Source organism: Corynebacterium faecale (assembly GCF_030408735.1).
GTDB classification, from domain to species: domain Bacteria; phylum Actinomycetota; class Actinomycetes; order Mycobacteriales; family Mycobacteriaceae; genus Corynebacterium; species Corynebacterium faecale.
This window is the reverse complement of record NZ_CP047204.1, coordinates 2,451,343-2,467,837: the sequence shown is the minus strand read 5'-3', so window position 1 is coordinate 2,467,837 and position 16,495 is coordinate 2,451,343. Positions and strand designations below refer to the sequence as shown.

Annotated in this window: 15 protein-coding genes; 10 read left to right on the top strand and 5 right to left on the bottom strand. The window is 61.2% G+C overall.

The window, feature by feature from the left end:
* Window positions 1–8: 8 nt before the first annotated feature.
* Together purL and trhA are read left to right on the top strand one after the other, a co-directional pair.
* Window positions 9–2,306, top strand: a complete 2,298-nt coding sequence (purL, locus tag CFAEC_RS11240; RefSeq protein ID WP_290276869.1) for a phosphoribosylformylglycinamidine synthase subunit PurL — start codon at window positions 9–11, stop codon at window positions 2,304–2,306.
* A 117-nt stretch (window positions 2,307–2,423) separates the two neighbouring features.
* Window positions 2,424–3,206 (top strand): PAQR family membrane homeostasis protein TrhA, encoded by a 783-nt coding sequence (gene trhA / locus CFAEC_RS11235; protein ID WP_290276867.1) that lies wholly within the window; start codon window positions 2,424–2,426, stop codon window positions 3,204–3,206.
* On the opposite strand, the gene CFAEC_RS11230 is transcribed toward trhA, so the two are convergent.
* On the bottom strand, window positions 3,203–4,210 hold the full coding sequence (locus CFAEC_RS11230; RefSeq protein ID WP_290276865.1) for an acyl-CoA thioesterase: 1,008 nt from the start codon (window positions 4,208–4,210) through the stop codon (window positions 3,203–3,205). The two genes, trhA and CFAEC_RS11230, sit on opposite strands and share 4 nt — an antisense overlap.
* A 36-nt stretch (window positions 4,211–4,246) precedes the next feature.
* Between CFAEC_RS11230 and CFAEC_RS11225 the strand changes: the two genes are divergently transcribed.
* The 3 genes from CFAEC_RS11225 (at window position 4,247) to purM (ending at window position 7,362) form a co-directional block, all read left to right on the top strand.
* On the top strand, window positions 4,247–4,624 hold the full coding sequence (locus CFAEC_RS11225; protein WP_290276863.1) for a sterol carrier family protein: 378 nt from the start codon (window positions 4,247–4,249) through the stop codon (window positions 4,622–4,624).
* Between the two features lie 92 nt (window positions 4,625–4,716).
* Window positions 4,717–6,207, top strand: a complete 1,491-nt coding sequence (purF, locus tag CFAEC_RS11220; protein ID WP_290279896.1) for an amidophosphoribosyltransferase — start codon at window positions 4,717–4,719, stop codon at window positions 6,205–6,207.
* Between the two features lie 66 nt (window positions 6,208–6,273).
* The gene (gene purM / locus CFAEC_RS11215) at window positions 6,274–7,362 is read left to right on the top strand and encodes a phosphoribosylformylglycinamidine cyclo-ligase (protein WP_290276862.1); all 1,089 of its coding nucleotides are present in this window, start codon (window positions 6,274–6,276) and stop codon (window positions 7,360–7,362) included.
* A 346-nt stretch (window positions 7,363–7,708) separates the two neighbouring features.
* Here the strand turns inward: purM and CFAEC_RS11210 are convergent, their stop codons facing one another.
* Both CFAEC_RS11210 and ygfZ read right to left on the bottom strand, forming a co-directional pair.
* Entirely contained in the window at window positions 7,709–7,924 is a 216-nt protein-coding gene (locus CFAEC_RS11210) for a DUF3073 domain-containing protein (protein WP_290276861.1), read from the bottom strand.
* 212 nt (window positions 7,925–8,136) lie between these two features.
* A complete protein-coding gene (gene ygfZ / locus CFAEC_RS11205; RefSeq protein ID WP_290276859.1) occupies window positions 8,137–9,240 on the bottom strand; it encodes a CAF17-like 4Fe-4S cluster assembly/insertion protein YgfZ in 1,104 nt (367 codons plus the stop codon).
* 108 nt (window positions 9,241–9,348) lie between these two features.
* Here ygfZ and CFAEC_RS11200 point away from each other — a divergent pair, with 108 nt between their 5' ends.
* A complete protein-coding gene (locus CFAEC_RS11200) occupies window positions 9,349–10,293 on the top strand; it encodes an aminodeoxychorismate lyase (protein ID WP_290276856.1) in 945 nt (314 codons plus the stop codon).
* On the opposite strand, the gene CFAEC_RS11195 is transcribed toward CFAEC_RS11200, so the two are convergent.
* Window positions 10,290–10,988: a heme-binding beta-barrel domain-containing protein gene (locus tag CFAEC_RS11195; RefSeq protein ID WP_290276855.1), complete on the bottom strand. Its 699-nt coding sequence runs from the start codon at window positions 10,986–10,988 to the stop codon at window positions 10,290–10,292. The two genes, CFAEC_RS11200 and CFAEC_RS11195, sit on opposite strands and share 4 nt — an antisense overlap.
* 40 nt (window positions 10,989–11,028) lie before the next feature.
* Here CFAEC_RS11195 and CFAEC_RS11190 point away from each other — a divergent pair, with 40 nt between their 5' ends.
* The gene (locus CFAEC_RS11190) at window positions 11,029–12,105 is read left to right on the top strand and encodes a diacylglycerol/lipid kinase family protein (protein WP_290276853.1); all 1,077 of its coding nucleotides are present in this window, start codon (window positions 11,029–11,031) and stop codon (window positions 12,103–12,105) included.
* Here the strand turns inward: CFAEC_RS11190 and CFAEC_RS11185 are convergent.
* A complete protein-coding gene (locus CFAEC_RS11185) occupies window positions 12,102–12,833 on the bottom strand; it encodes an LmeA family phospholipid-binding protein (protein WP_290276851.1) in 732 nt (243 codons plus the stop codon). The genes CFAEC_RS11190 and CFAEC_RS11185 overlap by 4 nt on opposite strands.
* A 93-nt stretch (window positions 12,834–12,926) precedes the next feature.
* Here CFAEC_RS11185 and mshD point away from each other — a divergent pair, with 93 nt between their 5' ends.
* From mshD to pstC, 3 genes are all read left to right on the top strand, one after another.
* Window positions 12,927–13,820 carry a mycothiol synthase gene (mshD, locus tag CFAEC_RS11180; protein WP_290276849.1) on the top strand — a complete coding sequence of 298 codons (894 nt, stop codon included), beginning with the start codon at window positions 12,927–12,929 and terminating at the stop codon, window positions 13,818–13,820.
* Between the two features lie 356 nt (window positions 13,821–14,176).
* Window positions 14,177–15,301: a phosphate ABC transporter substrate-binding protein PstS gene (gene pstS / locus CFAEC_RS11175; RefSeq protein WP_290279895.1), complete on the top strand. Its 1,125-nt coding sequence runs from the start codon at window positions 14,177–14,179 to the stop codon at window positions 15,299–15,301.
* Between the two features lie 125 nt (window positions 15,302–15,426).
* Window positions 15,427–16,494, top strand: coding sequence for a phosphate ABC transporter permease subunit PstC (gene pstC / locus CFAEC_RS11170; protein ID WP_290276847.1), 1,068 nt, complete (start codon window positions 15,427–15,429; stop codon window positions 16,492–16,494).
* Window position 16,495: the final 1 nt, after the last annotated feature.

Below are 16,495 nucleotides of genomic sequence, written 5' to 3'. Positions count from 1 at the left end.
AGATAACAATGAGCACTATTTTCAACGACACCGTTGAGGCAGCAGCCGAGAACCCTGATCTCGAGCAGCCCTATGCGGAACTCGGCCTCAAAGATGACGAGTACGCACGCATCAAGGAGATCCTGGGCCGTCGCCCGACCGATGCCGAGCTGACCGTCTACTCCGTCATGTGGTCCGAGCACTGTTCCTACAAGTCCTCCAAGGTTCACCTCCGTTACTTCGGTGAGACCACCACCCCGGAGATGGCTGAGAAGATCCTCGCCGGCATCGGTGAGAACGCCGGTGTGGTGGACATCGGAGACGGCAATGCCGTCACTTTCCGCGTGGAATCCCACAACAGCCCTTCCTTCGTGGAACCACACCAGGGCGCCGCAACCGGTATCGGTGGCATCGTCCGCGACATCATGGCCATGGGCGCACGTCCCATCGCCGTGATGGATCAGCTCCGCTTTGGCGGCATTGACAACCCGGACACCCAGCGTGTTCTCCCCGGTGTTGTCAGTGGCATCTCCCACTACGGCAACTGCCTCGGCCTGCCCAATATCGGCGGCGAGACCGTCTTCGATGACTCCTACGCAGGAAACCCACTGGTCAACGCCCTGGCCGTGGGCACCCTCAAGGTGGATGACCTGAAGCTGGCGTTTGCCTCCGGCACCGGCAACAAGGTCATGCTCTTTGGTTCCCGCACCGGACTGGATGGCATCGGTGGTGTCTCCGTCCTCGGTTCCGCCAACTTCGAGGAAGGCGAGGAGCGCAAGCTTCCCGCCGTCCAGGTCGGCGACCCCTTCGCTGAGAAGGTACTCATCGAGTGCTGCCTCGAGCTCTACCAGGCTGGCGTGGTCGTGGGCATCCAGGATCTCGGTGGTGGCGGACTGGCCTGCGCCACCTCTGAGCTGGCAGCAGCCGGCGATGGCGGCATGCGCGTCAACCTCGACGCCGTACCACTGCGTGCTGAGAAGATGACCGCAGCTGAGATCCTCGCCTCTGAGTCCCAGGAGCGCATGTGCGCTGTGGTCACTCCGGAGAATGTGGACAAGTTCAAGGAAATCTGCGCCAAGTGGGATGTCACCTGCGCAGAAATCGGCGAAGTCACCGACGAGAAGGACCGCTACCTGGTGGTCCACAAGGGTGAAGTTGTTCTCGATGCCCCCGCATCCACCATCGACGAGGGCCCTGTCTACAACCGCCCTGTCGAGCGTCCTGCACACCAGGATGAGGTGCAGAACCTCGGCGATCTTGAGCGCCCCACCGCTGCTGATGACATCAAAAACGCCTGGGTCAAGCTCGTGTCCTCCCCGGCACTGGCTTCCCGTGCCTTCATCACCGAGCAGTATGACCGCTATGTCCGCGGCAACACCGTTCAGGCGAAGAACGCCAATGCTGGCGTTTTGCGTATCGACGAAGAGACCAACCGCGGTGTGTCCATCTCCGCTGATGCCTCCGGTCGCTACACCTACCTCGAGCCACGTACCGGCGCCCGCCTTGCACTGGCTGAGGCCTACCGCAACGTGGTTTCCACCGGCGCCCGCCCAGTGGCCGTGACCAACTGCCTCAACTTCGGCTCCCCAGAGAACGCCGGCGTGATGTGGCAGTTCAAGGAAGCAGTCCACGGACTTGCTGATGGTGCCAAGCAGCTGGCCATCCCTGTCTCCGGCGGCAATGTCTCCTTCTACAACCAGACCGGCGAGACCCCGATCCTGCCGACCCCTGTGGTTGGTGTCCTCGGTGTGCTGGACAACGTGGAGAAAACCATCGGTAATGTCCTGCCTTCCGAGGACCAGGAACTGTACCTGCTGGGTGAGACCTTCGATGAGTTCGGCGGCTCCATCTGGCAGCAGGTGTCCGGCGCCGGACTAAACGGCATGCCACCTCAGATCGACCTGGCCAATGAGCAGCGCCTGGGTGAGCTTCTGGTCCCAGCCGCAGCCGATGATCTGGTCTCCGCATCCCATGACCTCTCTGAGGGCGGCCTCGGCCAGACCCTGGCTGAGCTGGCAATCCACGCCGGCAAGGGCCTGGATTTGGATGTGGCAGACGTGCACGCGGATCTGTTCACCGCACTGTTCTCCGAATCGGCTTCCCGCATCGTGGTGGCAACCGCCAAGGGTGCAGAGCTGGTCAAGCGTGCTGAGGAACTCGGCATCCCAGTGACCAGGCTGGGTAGCACCAATGACTCCGGAGTCATTGCTGTGCGTGGTGCAGATGTGGCAGTGGAGGTGTCTGTCTCCGAACTCAAGGAAGCATGGACCAACACCCTGCCTGATGCTTTCGGACACGCTGTCGGCGCTAACTCTGTCGTCGAGTAATATCGCGTCTGACTCACAGATAACCGGGCTTCACCGTTTAGTGTGAAGCCCGGTTAGCTGTATCTAGTGGGAAGATCCCCCCCGGTCCAGGATGGTCTTGGCGCAGAGAGGAAGACGATGTCGGCACACATATACCCTGGTGATGAACCCAGAGACTACATGGACGCTGACCCTTCCATAGAAGGTATTCGGAAGTCACATGAGCAGGACGTCTCTGATGAACCCATTCTGGAACTGACTAGATATGTCCTGGACCGTGGCCCGCGCCCGAGGACACGTGGTTTATTCCACCAGATCGCCGCTTTTCTCAGCGTGGTGTCCGGATCGGTGCTCTCCACCTACGCCTGGATGACCCTGGCGTGGTGGGATGCCCTCGGGGTCACCGTCTACGCACTGTGCATGTTTGGTCTGTTCGCGGTCTCAGCGGCCTACCACCGCGGTCAGTGGCGAAGGATGCAGACCGTCGCCTGGTGGAGGCGGGCTGACCACTCCACGATCGCCGTGTTCATCGCCGCCACCTACACACCCCTGTGCATGCTCGTGCTGCCGGTGGATCTGGCGACCTGGATGCTGGTGGCAGCGTGGGTGGGGGCGGTGCTCTCGGTGATCCTCAACATGGTGTGGATAGACCACCCGAGGTGGCTCGCCGTGGTGGTCTACCTGGCCCTCGGATGGTTGATCGTGCCCCTGATCCCTCAATTATGGGACGGGGCGGGCCACATCGTGGTCTGGTTGCTGCTGACCGGAGGGATCATCTACAGCCTGGGTGCTCTCATCTACGGCTTCAAATGGCCGGGGCGCAACGCCCGATGGGTCGGCTACCACGAGCACTTCCATGTGGCCACGATCATCGCGGCCACCGTCCACCTGGTGGCCGTCTGGATGGTGGTGGTGAACTAGTCGATCTGGCGGGCTGTAGACCGCTGGAACAGTGGGATGGGGGAGTACTCCGCACGCAGATCGCGCAGGATGTTGGCGTGCTCCGCCAGCTGAAGGTCCTCCGGTGTGGTGGGCTCGAACTGAGGGGAGGGGAGTGGTTCGCCGTCAATATCCACACCGATATAGGTCACCGTGGCGTGGATTGCGGTCCGCAGATGTTCGCGTCCTCCCTTGGGATTGCCACTGCGGACGTGGATGGACATCTGCATGGAACGCTTGTCCGTGCGCATCATGCGAGCATCCACCTCGATCAGATCACCGATGGAAATCGGGTTGTAGAAGCGGATTCCGCCGGCGTACACGGCCACGGTGTGATTTCCTGACCATTCCATGGTGCAGGCGGCCCCGGCTTCGTCGATCCACTCCATGGCGGTGCCACCGTGGACCTTGCCACCCCAGTTGATATCGGTGGGTTTTGCCAGGAACCTGGTGATCAGGCGTGGCGCGAAGGACGGCCCGTCATAGGTCTGCTTCTCCATCTCGGATTCGATGGCGCGACGCAGATCCACCCGTGACAGAGCAGACTGGAGGACGCGTTCCTCCTCCTCATTCTTCGGAACGAAGGTGGGCACCTCCTGGGTCTTGCCGGTGGCGGTGTCCTTGGCCACGAAGATGACCAGGCAGTCGCAGGCGCGGGTGTACTTGCCGTCGCGCGGATCGGCGGAGAGAACCTCATTCACAATGTGCATGGAGGAACGACCGGTCATGGCGATGCGGGAGCGCACCTCAACCATGTGGCCGGAGGGGATGGGGCGGGTGAAGTGGATATGACCGACGTATGCGGTCACACAGTAGGTGCCGGACCACTGGGTGGCGCAGGCATACGCCGCCTTATCGATCCACTCCAGTACTCGACCACCGCCGACACCATGGCTGCCAGCCATCAGGACATCGGTGGGGGCTGCGAGGAAGCGGAGTGTCACTTCAGGGGAGCGGGGGGTTGTGGTTGTTTGGTTCTCAGACATAGAGACACTTTAACGTGTCGGACTATCGTGGGGCTCATGAAGATCGACCCCCACTCCACCCGCGCCGCAGTCCACGCCATCGCCGCGTGGATCATTGATCCCGATAATCATGAAAAGCCAGGTAGAAAGCAACTGGCAGAGGCCACCAGGCTCACCGCCCGCACACTCGCACAGGATGCGCCGGGTCATAGCGTGGAAGTCAGGGTCCCCCCGTTTGTGGCAGTGCAGTGCATCGAGGGACCACGGCACACCCGTGGCACCCCACCCAACGTCGTGGAAACCGATACTCTCACCTGGTTGAGGCTGGCTACTGGGAAAACAACCTTTGATGCGGAAGTTGCATCCGGGAAGATTGACGCTTCCGGAACCAGGGCCCCCGAGATTTCTGGGTGGTTGCCCATCATTCCCCTCTAGCTTTGGCTGACCATATTAGTTTCTGAGTCTTGCACGGACTACGATTTAGGCCTGTGGCACAACTTGATCAGCACAAGCTCCCTGGTTCGCTGGTGAACCAGCAGAACCACCCCTACGATGATCAGAATGAACAGGCCCCGCGTGAGGAATGCGGAGTGTTTGGCGTCTGGGCACCGGGTGAAGAGGTAGCCAAACTTACTTATTTCGGGCTTTTCGCCCTCCAGCACCGTGGCCAGGAAGCTGCCGGCATCGCAGTGGGCGATGGCGAACAGATTCTGGTGTTCAAGGATCTCGGCCTGGTGTCCCAGGTATTCGATGAGCCGATCCTGGAGTCCCTCCATGGTGACATCGCCATCGGACACACCCGGTATACCACCGCCGGCGGTAACTCCTGGGAGAATGCGCAGCCGATGTTCCGCATGGCCCCGGATGGCACCGACGTCGCCCTCGGCCACAACGGCAACCTGATCAATCATGAGCAGCTGCGCGAAAAAGCCATAGAACTCGGCCTCGTGGATGCTGCGAAAAAGCCTTCCGACACTGATGTGCTCACCGCTTTGCTGGCCAGCGGCATCGGCAATGGAAAAACACTTTTCGATTCAGCCAAGGAACTTCTCCCCGAGGTTCAGGGCGCCTACTGCCTGACCTTCACCGATGGGCACACCCTCTACGCGGCCCGTGATCCCTTCGGTGTCCGCCCACTGTCCATCGGCCGCCTGGCCCGCGGCTGGGTGGTTGCCTCCGAGACTTCTGCACTGGATATCGTCGGCGCCTCCCTCGTCCGTGAGGTCGAGCCGGGTGAACTGATCGCCATTGATGAATCAGGTCTGCGTTCCACCCGTTTTGCAGAGACCCAGCGCAAGGGCTGCGTCTTCGAGTACGTCTACCTCGCCCGTCCGGACTCCGTGATCAAGGGCCGCAATGTCAACGAGGTCCGCCTGGAGATCGGCCGCAAGCTGGCGAAGGAAGCACCCGCCGACGGTGATCTGGTCATCCCGACCCCTGATTCCGGCACTCCAGCCGCCGTGGGTTTTGCTCAGGCATCAGGTATCCCCTTCGGCCAGGGCATGGTCAAGAATGCCTATGTGGGCCGCACTTTCATCCAGCCGTCGGATACATTGCGTCAGCTGGGCATCCGCCTCAAGTTGAACCCCCTGCGCGAGGTCATCGCGGGCAAGCGGCTCGTTGTGGTGGATGATTCCATCGTGCGTGGAAACACCCAGCGTGCGGTCATCCGGATGCTGCGGGAGGCGGGGGCCGCAGAGGTTCACGTGCGGATCGCCTCCCCACCGGTGAAATGGCCCTGCTTCTACGGCATCGACTTCGCCACTCCCGGTGAACTCATCGCCAATGGGGTGACGGGTGACAACGTGGAACAGCAGGTGGAAGCGGTCCGTTCCGCCATCGGAGCTGATTCCCTGGGTTATGTCTCCATCGACGGCATGGTTGAGGCGACAGCGCAACCGGTCGGGGAGATGTGTCTGGCCTGTTTCGACGGCCACTATCCGCTCGGCCTGCCGGAGGCGAACCCCAATGCCGAACTGGTTCGAAAGATGCAGTCCAGCAAGCAGGATAAGATCTAGTTTTAAGTTCTCATCCCAAATTTTTATCTAGTGTGACAACCCCCAAGCAGGAGAAACGAATACACGATGAGTGATCACTTGGACACCGACAACGGTGCCACCTCTGAAGGCGTATCCTACGCAGCCGCCGGCGTGGACATCGAGGCCGGTGACCGTGCCGTCGAGTTGTTCGCCCCGTTGGCGAAGCGCGCCACCCGCCCGGAGGTCCGTGGCAACCTCGGCGGTTTCGCCGGACTGTTTGAACTCGGCAGCTACAAAAAGCCCATCCTCGCCGCAGGCTCTGATGGAGTGGGTACCAAGCTTGTTGTCGCCCAGATGATGGACAAGCATGACACCATCGGCATCGATCTTGTAGCCATGTGCGTGGATGATCTTGTCTGCTGCGGTGCGGAACCACTGTTCCTGCAGGACTACATCGCCATCGGCAAGGTTGTCCCTGAGCATGTGGCAGAGATCGTCTCCGGCATCGCTGAGGGCTGCGTCCAGGCCGGTGCCGCGTTGCTCGGTGGAGAAACCGCTGAGCACCCCGGTGTCATGGAGCCAGGCCACTATGATGTGTCCGCCACCGCCGTGGGTGTGGTCGAGGCTGATGAACTGCTCGGCCCTGACCGCGTGCGCGCCGGCGATGTCGTCATCGGCATGGCATCCTCCGGTCTGCATTCCAATGGTTATTCCCTGGCCCGCCACGTCCTCTTCGACACCGCAGGTCTGACCGTGGACTCCCATGTGGAGGAACTCGGCCGCACCCTGGGTGAGGAACTGCTCGAGCCAACCCGCATCTACTCCAAGGACTGTCTGGCGCTCATCGCGGAGTGCGATGTCCGTGTGTTCTGCCACGTCACCGGAGGCGGCCTGGCCGGCAACATGTCGCGTGTGGTTCCTGAAGGGCTGGTCGTTGAGATGTCCCGCTCCACCTGGACCCCGGGACAGATCTTCCGCACCATCGCCTCCCTGGGCAAGGTGTCACGTGAGGAAATGGAGAAGACCTTCAACATGGGCGTCGGCATGGTTGCCGTCGTTGCTGAGAAGGATCGTGACCGCGCGTTGGCCATGCTGACCGCACGCCACATCGATTGCTGGGAGCTGGGCACCGTCCGCAACGGCGAGGACGGCGAACCTAATGTCATCCTCAGCGGCGACCACCCCACGTTCTAGAATCGCCTGAGAAGACAACCCCCTCGCGGTGCGCCACTATGGAGGCACTGCGAGGGGGTTGTCTCATTTGCTGGTCTGGAGCACACCCGAGAACGCCACAGACGGCACACGACTCAACGTGGGCCATGTCCCTGGAGTGGGAACACAGAGGGAATGAGACTCCAGGAAAGTGCCCAGATTGAACCATGCGCCGTCTGAGGCGGTAGTGGTGAATGGGTGAGAGACCGTCAACGGTGTCGCAGCACCTCGAAACGGTAGCAAGCCACCAGATGATGAAATGATGAGTTGATCAATTCGCAATCGACACGGGTGTGCCGATGTGCTGGTTGAGCATCAGGTGAGGGATCTACCGCGTGCCGTAGGCACGGTGATCCTGTTCATCTTCCTCATCCCAGTCCGCATAAGCTGCGTACTGATCCTCATCATCAGGGGCATTGGAGTAGGAACGCCGGGGAGCTTGTGCCAGCTCCCGCTGCAGTTGATCAAGATCCATTTCTGGAGAGCTGTACTTCAACTGGCGAGCAACTTTGGTCTGTTTTGCCTTCGCGCGACCGCGACCCATTGCCTGACCCCCTTGGAGTGAGCGGGACGTCCCCTGGGAATGTGGACGCCCCATGGGCTTTTCAAGATGTTTTAACTGTATTCCTGATAGACACAATAGCCTGTTGACGCGGAAATTTCCGCAACTTACCTCTGACCTGCACAAAGTTAGGTGCAGGAACGCGAAGTAGGCGACTTTCGTCATTGTGAAAGTCGCCTGCAAACGGGGTGGTTCTAGTCTTTGCCGCGCAATCTGTTGATGGCAGCCTTGCCCAGTTGTTCGCTTTCCTCGGCGGGGATGGAATCAGGGTCCACATTGACGGCAACATCATCAATTGTGAGGTCTGAGTCCAGGGCGCTGCGCTTGATCAGGGCCAGTGCAATCGGGCCGAAATCAGCATCGTGCACAACGGTTCCCAGCCGTCCCACGGTTCTGGTGCCTGAGGTGATCTCAGCGCCCGGAGCCGGGGAAGTCGGGGCAGAGCCATCCAGGTGCAGCAGAACCATCACCCGCGGCGACCTGCCGAGGTTATCCACACGCGCCACGGTCTCCTGTCCGCGGTAGCACCCCTTGGTCAGGTGCACCGCGCCCAGGCGCTCGCCACGGCCGATCCACTGCGGGATCTCATGGGGAATGGTCTTATCATCCAGATCGGGCCCGGGTTCAGGCTCCAGAGCCTTGACGCGCTCGGCCCAGTAGGCCATGAGGCCGGTCAGCTGGGCGCCGGCTTCAAGCAGCTTGTCGACGCCCGACTCAAAGGAGGCCCGATCAAAGGCGATGTCAATGCGTTGTGGGCCCGACCAGTCAACCACGCGGTGGAAGACCACCTCTGGCAGGGGAATCTCCCGGCCAATGAGCGTGACCAGGGCGATGTCGGCTTCTTCGACGGTGACCTCGGACCAGAAGATCATTCTCTGGAGATAGGTCAGGAGTGAGTCGAATTCAGCCGCGGAGGTGTCCAGGTAGAACACCCCGTCAACGACGGAGATCATCATGGTGTGTTGGATGCGACCCTGCGCATCCAGATCAAGGGCACGGGCGGTGAAACCATCACCGGCCTCATCGACCTTTTGGGACAGAATATTGTTGAGGAACGCGGGGGCATCGGGTCCATCGACTCGGATCACCTTGCGATTGGACCGGTCAATCAGACCGGTGCCTGTGTCGAAGATGCGTTGCTCCACGAGCGGGGAACCGTAATGCCACGCGACACCTTCCGTACCCGCCACAGCGGCGTCATCCTGAGCCTCTGCAGCTCCATGCCTGCTCAGCAGAGGAGAAACGTAGACGGGAACAAGGTTGGTGTCGTTCGCGACCTCGGAGTGTTCGTTAGCCACAAATCCGACTCTACGCGTAAACACCCGTGCAAGGGTAGTTCGCCCCTGAACCGCCAATGGTTAGAACCAGTGGGCGTTATGTTCCACCAGGGGGCATAATCAGCCATTATGGTGTCTGTACCCGGCCGCAACGCCGAACCCGTTCCAGTGATCATGATCATCGAGCCCTATGGAGGTTCGATCCGTCATCAGAATCCAAACCTGCCCATGGTGTTCTGGGATGATGCTGCTGTCACCCGGGGTGACGGTATCTTTGAGACGATCCTCATTCGTGATGGAAGAGCGTGCAACCTGCGGCGCCACGGGGAGCGGTTCAAGGCGTCTGCAGCGCTGCTGGGACTGCCCGAACCCATCCTGGAATCCTGGGAGAAGGCCACCAACCTCGCCATCGAGGAGTGGTACGCCCATCCCAATGCCGGCGATGCCTCCTGTACGTGGACCCTCAGCAGGGGACGGGCCTCCACCGGTCTGGCCTCAGGGTGGCTGACCGTGCAGGCGGTTACGGGGCAGAAGGTCCGGGAACAGGAACTGGGGGTGGAGGTGATGACCAGTCCGCGTGGTTATTCGATCGACACCACACTTCCGGGAGTAAAAAGTGCCACCCGCGGTGATGTGGATGAGATGGACACCAACCCCGCGCCGTGGCTCACCGTGGGGGCGAAGACCCTCAACTACGCGGCGAACATGGCGGCCGTGCGGTGGGCAAGGGCCAACGGCTTCGACGACGTCATCTTTACCGACGGCGACCGCGTGCTGGAGGGCGCCACCTCCACGGTGGTGAGTTTCAAGGGGGACAAACTGCGCACCCCCACCCCCGGTGGTGACATCCTCCCCGGAACCACCCAGGCCGCGCTGTTTGAGCACGCCACGAAGCAGGGCTGGCGTTGTAAAACCAAGGACCTGACCGTGGAGCACCTCCTGACCGCGGACAGCGTGTGGCTGGTGTCCTCGGTCCGGGTGGCCGCCCGGGTGACCCGCCTAGATAAACGCAAGCTTTCCAGGCCGGACAATGAAGATCAGATCAAGGCCCTGATCAACGGGGCGCTCGGTTAACCGATGATGCGCTGCAGCTGCGCAGACATCCGCGGCTTCAGCTCATTGTTCACCAGGCGCTCATCCACCCAGCCGAGTTCGTTGGTGGGCATGAGGCCGTAGAGGCGCTTGCCGGGGCCCAGGGAGACAGGTCCGGTGGCGGTGACCATGGTGGATGCTGATTCAAGTTCCCAGGCGCGCTCATTCAGTGGCTGGCCGTAGTAGATCTCCACCACACCGCTGGCATGGGTGCAGACGAACTCAATCTCATCCTGCAGGTTGATGCGCCAGAAACCGGCCTCGCGCTGATCCGGGCCCACGGCGTTGCCCTCGCTGTCTAGCTTCCATACCCGCGATTCAAAGGACAGGTAATTCTCGCCGTCATGGGAGAAGATGATCTGCTGGCCGAAGGAATATTCGCCGCCTTCCGCGGTGTCCGCCTGGCCCTCGCCGCGCCACACACCCACGAGGGGGAGCAGCGCCAGCAGGCCGTCGTGCAGGTTGGGGCCGTGGCGCAGGTTGGCGGTGTCTTCCGCGATGGGCAGGTCATCCAGGGTGGGGATGTTCCGGTGGGCGGTGCTCCGGGACTGCTCGGCCGCGAGGTTGACGGCGTCATTTCCACTGATGCCGGGGGAGCTGGACAGGGATGGTGCATCGGCTCCGGTGCCCGGGATGAGAGGTTGTCCGGGCTGGGTGGTCTTTTCGTTTTCGCTCATAACAGTCAAGACTAGCGTTTAGCCACTACGCTTGGTCAACGTGCATGTTCTTCTGATCGCTAATCCCGAGTCGACCACCCAGACCGCTGAGCTTTTTCGGCGTGTGGTGCCCAAACTGCTGGCTACTGATGGGATCACCCTGGAAGCCCGGTTCACGCACTACGGGGGTCATGCCGAGGAGATGGTTGCGGGACTGACGCGCAAGGACGTGGATGTGATCATCCCCGCCGGTGGGGACGGAACCGTCAACGAGGTGATCAACGGGTTGTTCGGGAATGCTGAGGGGGAGATCCCCTCCTGGCGTGATCTCCCGGCCGTGGCGGTGCTTCCGACCGGCTCCGCCAACGTGTTCGCCCGCGCGCTCGGGTATCCCTCGGATACCCTCGCAGCAGCTGACACACTGGTGGAACTGCTCCGGAAGGATATCCGTCGCACCATTTCGCTTGGTACCTGGAAGGGCGATGATGACGATGCCCGTTGGTTTGCCGTCAACGCGGGATTCGGCATCGATGCGGATGTGATCGCGCTTGTGGAGCGCGCCCGTTCCAAGGGGTTTGTGGCGTCCCCCCTGCTCTATCTGCAGATCAGCATCCGCGCCTGGATGAACGCCCAGTTCAAACCCCCGCGCATCACGGTGCAGGCCGAGGATGTCGAGGGGAAACTCCTGGAACATGGGAACGTCCCCATGATGTTTGCCTCCAACACCAACCCGTGGACCTTCCTGGGTCCGTTGCCGGTGGTGACCAACCCACGCAACTCTTTTGACATGGGACTGGGTCTGTTCGGGGTGACCAGCATCCGCGGCATCGGAGGGGTGGCTGCCCTGATGCATCTCATCGGCGTGGGGCACGGCAAACGGTATGAGAAGCTGGTGGCCAAACGCACCATCGAATTCGATAATGCGGAGAAGGTCACCCTGACATGCCAGAAGCCTCAACGTTTCCAGGTTGATGGCGAATACGAGGGGGAGCACCTCCATGTGCTGCTGGAATCCCTCCCCGATGCCTTTGAGGTGTTCGCACCGAAGGTGAACCCCAATCCGCCGACCATGGCATGGCATCGCCACGTGTTCAACTACGCCAGTGACTTCGTGCGGACCAGGATCCGCAGAAACTAATCGGCGCTGTCCTCCTCCGGGGCGGCCAATGGGGAGAGTGCACGCATGGTGATCTCCACATTGCGGGCCTCGGATTGAAAGTGGATGGATCCTCCCGACAGGTAGGCAGCCAGGGCGCGGTCAGCCAGGGGGAGGGTGCGGGTGTCCACGCGCCAGGAGAAATCGGATGCCACATCGTCGAGCGTGAGGTCGGGGTGGGCGTCGATAAGCGTCACCGGAACCATCTGGAACTCCGAGCCGACCAGGCGGAGGGTGACCACCACGCTCACCGGGTCCTCGAACCCCTCCGGGGTTCCGGTGAGCTGGGCCTCGCTGGCCATGCCACCTGACGGTGAGATATCGGTGGGGTGGGAGATGTCCAGGTCGGTCATGCCCAGGTGAGAGCCGAGCGCCACACCATCCATGCGCAGCGTGCGGGTGAACAGCTCCGCGCGTGCACCGGTCAGGTCACCGGAGAGCACCTGCTCGCGGGTCACCTCAACGTTCTGCACCTCGGTGCGCGCGTTGACCACACCCACACCGGGAACGGGGACATCCAGCATGTTCACGCTCACGTGACCGAGCTCGCCGGAAATCAGGGCCGCAGTGTAAATGGAGCTACCGGCATAGACCGCGGGCTCCTCCTCAAGATTCGCCGATTCCGCCACGGCACGGGAGATATTGCGCTCGGCGCGCGCGGCCAGCGATGAGTCCACGAGCCAGAACCCGGCGCCGATCACTGTGATCACAATGAGAAGGACAGCGATGGTTCTGAAGAGTCTGCTCCGTGGGGTCTGCACCCCTATATCTTTACCGTAACCACCTGCAGAACAGGGAAGTGAGTGGCTACGCTGGTGCGCATGAACCCTTCGATCACCACCCTCAACCTCTACAATTACCGCGACCTCCGCGAGCAGGCGCTCATCATGCTGAAGGAAGTCAAGGCCGTCGACGGCGTGGAGGCCCTCTCCGAGCAGTTCGTCCGCGGTCTCGCGGAACCCGGCCTCGGACACACCCATCACACGGTCACCGTGGATGACAAGATCGTCGGCCTCGCAGCCACGGACGACGACACCGGTGAGCTGGCTGTGCACCCGGCGTACCGCCGCCAGGGGATAGGCACAATGCTTATCGACGCCCTCCCGGCCCCCGGAGTCTGGGCGCATGGCAACACCCCGGCTGCGCAGGCTCTCGCCTCCACGCTGGGGATGAAGAAGACACGCGAACTCCTCGTGATGGCGATTGAGAACCCCGCGCTCGCGGATGCAGCCAAATACAGCAACCCGGAGGGCATCACCAACAGCTCACTGAAGAACGCGCCGGGCGAACGGGATGAGGTGGAGGAGAAGTGGCTGCAGGCCAACAATGAGGCCTTCCACTGGCATCCGGAACAGGGAGGCTGGGATAGAGCGCGTCTGGGCAGGGCTCAGAAGGCATCCTGGTTCAAGGAATCGGATGTGTTGTTCCTCTGGGACGGGGAGGAACTGGCGGGATTCCACTGGGTGAAGAAGCACTCCGTCGAATTGCAGGAGATCTACGTGGTGGGTCTCGCCGGAGACTACCGGGGCAGGGGCCTCGGAGATCCGCTTGTCCGCCTCGGCCTGCGCCACATGTACCAGGAGGGGGCGCGCCGGGTGATTCTCTATGTGGAGGCCGATAATGAACCTGCTGTGGCAGCGTATGAAAAGCTCGGGTTCGATGTTGCCGAAAGGCACGTGGTCTATGAAAAGCAGTAGTTGACGTGATGGTTATTGCATGGTGGAAAGCTGGGTTCAGTCTGGGAATCACCCTTGCGCCCTTCCATCAAGTGGCGCAGGGTACCCCCATTTAAGGGAAGGGTTATGGGTTTGACGGTGCCGACCATTCCAATTTAGTGACGCGGGTCGCCTTTGGGGGACATTGAGAGGTTAGTGTGAATTAATTATCCAAAAGATAGCCCTAAGTTCACTTTCCGTTAACCGGATCGGCCTTAGTTGGTCATTTCCAGCCCTTAGGTTCTTACGGTGTGAGCAACCCCGGGGTCACCACTGGCCCCAGAATCATGTTCAGGGTTGCTCTGACGATGTATTCAAAACACCGGAAAGGCTTCCCTGTGAACCTCAACTTCAAGCGCTCTGCTGCCCTCGTTGGCGCCGTGGCTGTCAGCTCCTTCGCCCTCGTCGCCTGTGGCGATTCCGAGGACACCACCACCGATAACGGCAACGGTGGCGAGACCACCACTGGCGCTTCCGCTGAAGGCCTGACCGGCGCCACCGGCCAGCTTGTCGGTGAGGGTGCTTCCTCCCAGCAGTCTGCCATGGATTACTTCGGCATCCAGTACTCCGAGACCGTTGAGGGTGCATCCCTCGCCTACACCGCTTCCGGTTCCGGTTCCGGCCGTCGTAACTTCGTCGGTGGCCAGGTTGCCTTCGGTGGCTCCGATTCCCCAATGGATGATGAGCAGGCTGCAGAGGCAATGGATCGTTGCGATGGCAACGAAGCATGGCACCTGCCATTCGTTATCGGTCCGGTCGCCATCGCCTACAACCTCCCTGGCGTTGACACCCTGAACCTGTCCATCGCCACCGTTGCGGAGATCTTCAAGGGCGAGATCACCAACTGGAACGATGACGCCATCGCTGCTGAAAATGACGGCGTTGAGCTCCCGGACATGGACATCCGCGTTGTCTACCGCTCCGATGAGTCCGGCACCACCGATAACTTCCAGAAGTTCCTGACCGCAGCTGAGCCGGACCTGTGGGACACCACCGGTCAGGTCTTCCCATCTGAGGTCGGCGAGGGCGCCAACGGCTCCAACGGTGTCGCTTCCCAGGTCACCGCAGTCGAGGGTGGCATCACCTACGTTGAGGCCGGCTTCGCAACCCAGCAGGGTCTCGGCGTTGCAAACCTCGACTTCGGCAACGGCCCGGTTGAGCTGAACGCTGAGTCCGTCGGTGTCGCTCTGGACGCCCTGGAGTTCCTCACCGAGGGTCACAACATGGTCGTCGACACCGACGCCCTGTTCGCTTCTGACACCGATGGTTCCTACCCACTGGTTCTGACCACCTACGAGGTCGTCTGCTCCGCAGGCTACGATGACACCACCCGCGACCAGGTCAAGGACTTCCTGACCGTCGCCCTGGATTCCCAGGATGACACGCTCGAGAGCCTCGGCTACATCCCGGTCACCGGAACCCACCACGAGCGTCTCGTTGACGCCGTGGAAGCAATTCAGTAAGACCGCTCCACCACACAACATGATCCCCCCGGGCACTTTCCAAGAACTCAACATCGGCCGGAAGTGCCCGCGGGGACCCCTGCATGTTCAAGCGAATATCCGTCAGTTAAGGAATCACACCCATCATGGCCCGAAATGAGTCAGTCACTGAGAAGCAGGAGCTGGATCCGCTCCACGCTCAGACTCACCCAGTGGCAACCATCGGCAATACTGCACAGCCAAAGCCCGGTAAGGATAGCTCTGCCGACGGCTCTGGAGGTGTGAAACGACCCGGCGACCGCATCTTTGAGTGGTTGTCCACCGCATCTGCGGCAATCATCACGGTATTGATCGCGGCCATTGGTGCGTTCCTTATCTGGCGCGCAGTTCCTGCTCTTTCCAACAACGCTGAAGGTATCCTCGGCTTCTTCACCTATACCGGTGCGTGGAACACCACCGATATCCAGGCGATGTATTTCGGTATCCCGAACCTTCTGGCCGCCACCCTGCTGATCTCGGTGGTAGCTCTCCTCATCGCCATGCCGATCGCCCTCGGCATCGCAATCTTCCTCTCCAACTATGCGCCGAAGCGCCTGGTTAAACCACTGGGCTACATGGTGGACATGCTGGCCGCGGTTCCATCGATCGTCTACGGTCTCTGGGGCTGGCAGGTGCTCGGCCCGGCGCTGAGTAACTTCTACATCTGGCTGGAGAGCTGGGGTGGCGGATTCTTCCTGTTCACCACCTATGCCAACTCCCCAGCCTTTGCCACGGGCCGCAATATGCTCACCGGTGGCGTTGTCCTCGCCGTGATGATCCTTCCGATCATCGCCGCAACCGCACGTGAAGTGTTCGTCCAGACCCCCAAGGGACACGTCGAGGCGGCTCTCGCGCTCGGTGCCACCCGTTGGGAAGTTGTGCGCATGACCGTCCTCCCATTCGGCATGTCCGGCTATATCTCCGGCGCCATGCTCGGACTGGGTCGCGCACTGGGTGAGACCATGGCTTTGTACATGGTTGTCTCCCCATCCTCCGCGTTCCGATTCTCACTGTTCGACGGTGGCACCACCTTCGCAACCGCAATCGCCAACGCTGCCGCCGAGTTCAACGACGACACCCGGGCAGGCGCGTACATCGCAGCCGGCCTGGTCCTCTTCCTGTTGACCTTCATCGTCAATGCTGCTGCCCGCGGCATGGTTAACCGTGGAAAATAGA

Coding starts and splice junctions, on each gene's coding strand:
- purL (WP_290276869.1), top strand. CDS start 9: ATGAGCACTATTTTCAACGACACCGTTGAGGCAGCAGCCGAGAACCCT.
- trhA (WP_290276867.1), top strand. CDS start 2,424: ATGTCGGCACACATATACCCTGGTGATGAACCCAGAGACTACATGGAC.
- CFAEC_RS11230 (WP_290276865.1), bottom strand. CDS start 4,210: ATGTCTGAGAACCAAACAACCACAACCCCCCGCTCCCCTGAAGTGACA.
- CFAEC_RS11225 (WP_290276863.1), top strand. CDS start 4,247: ATGAAGATCGACCCCCACTCCACCCGCGCCGCAGTCCACGCCATCGCC.
- purM (WP_290276862.1), top strand. CDS start 6,274: ATGAGTGATCACTTGGACACCGACAACGGTGCCACCTCTGAAGGCGTA.
- CFAEC_RS11210 (WP_290276861.1), bottom strand. CDS start 7,924: ATGGGTCGCGGTCGCGCGAAGGCAAAACAGACCAAAGTTGCTCGCCAG.
- CFAEC_RS11200 (WP_290276856.1), top strand. CDS start 9,349: ATGGTGTCTGTACCCGGCCGCAACGCCGAACCCGTTCCAGTGATCATG.
- CFAEC_RS11195 (WP_290276855.1), bottom strand. CDS start 10,988: ATGAGCGAAAACGAAAAGACCACCCAGCCCGGACAACCTCTCATCCCG.
- pstC (WP_290276847.1), top strand. CDS start 15,427: ATGGCCCGAAATGAGTCAGTCACTGAGAAGCAGGAGCTGGATCCGCTC.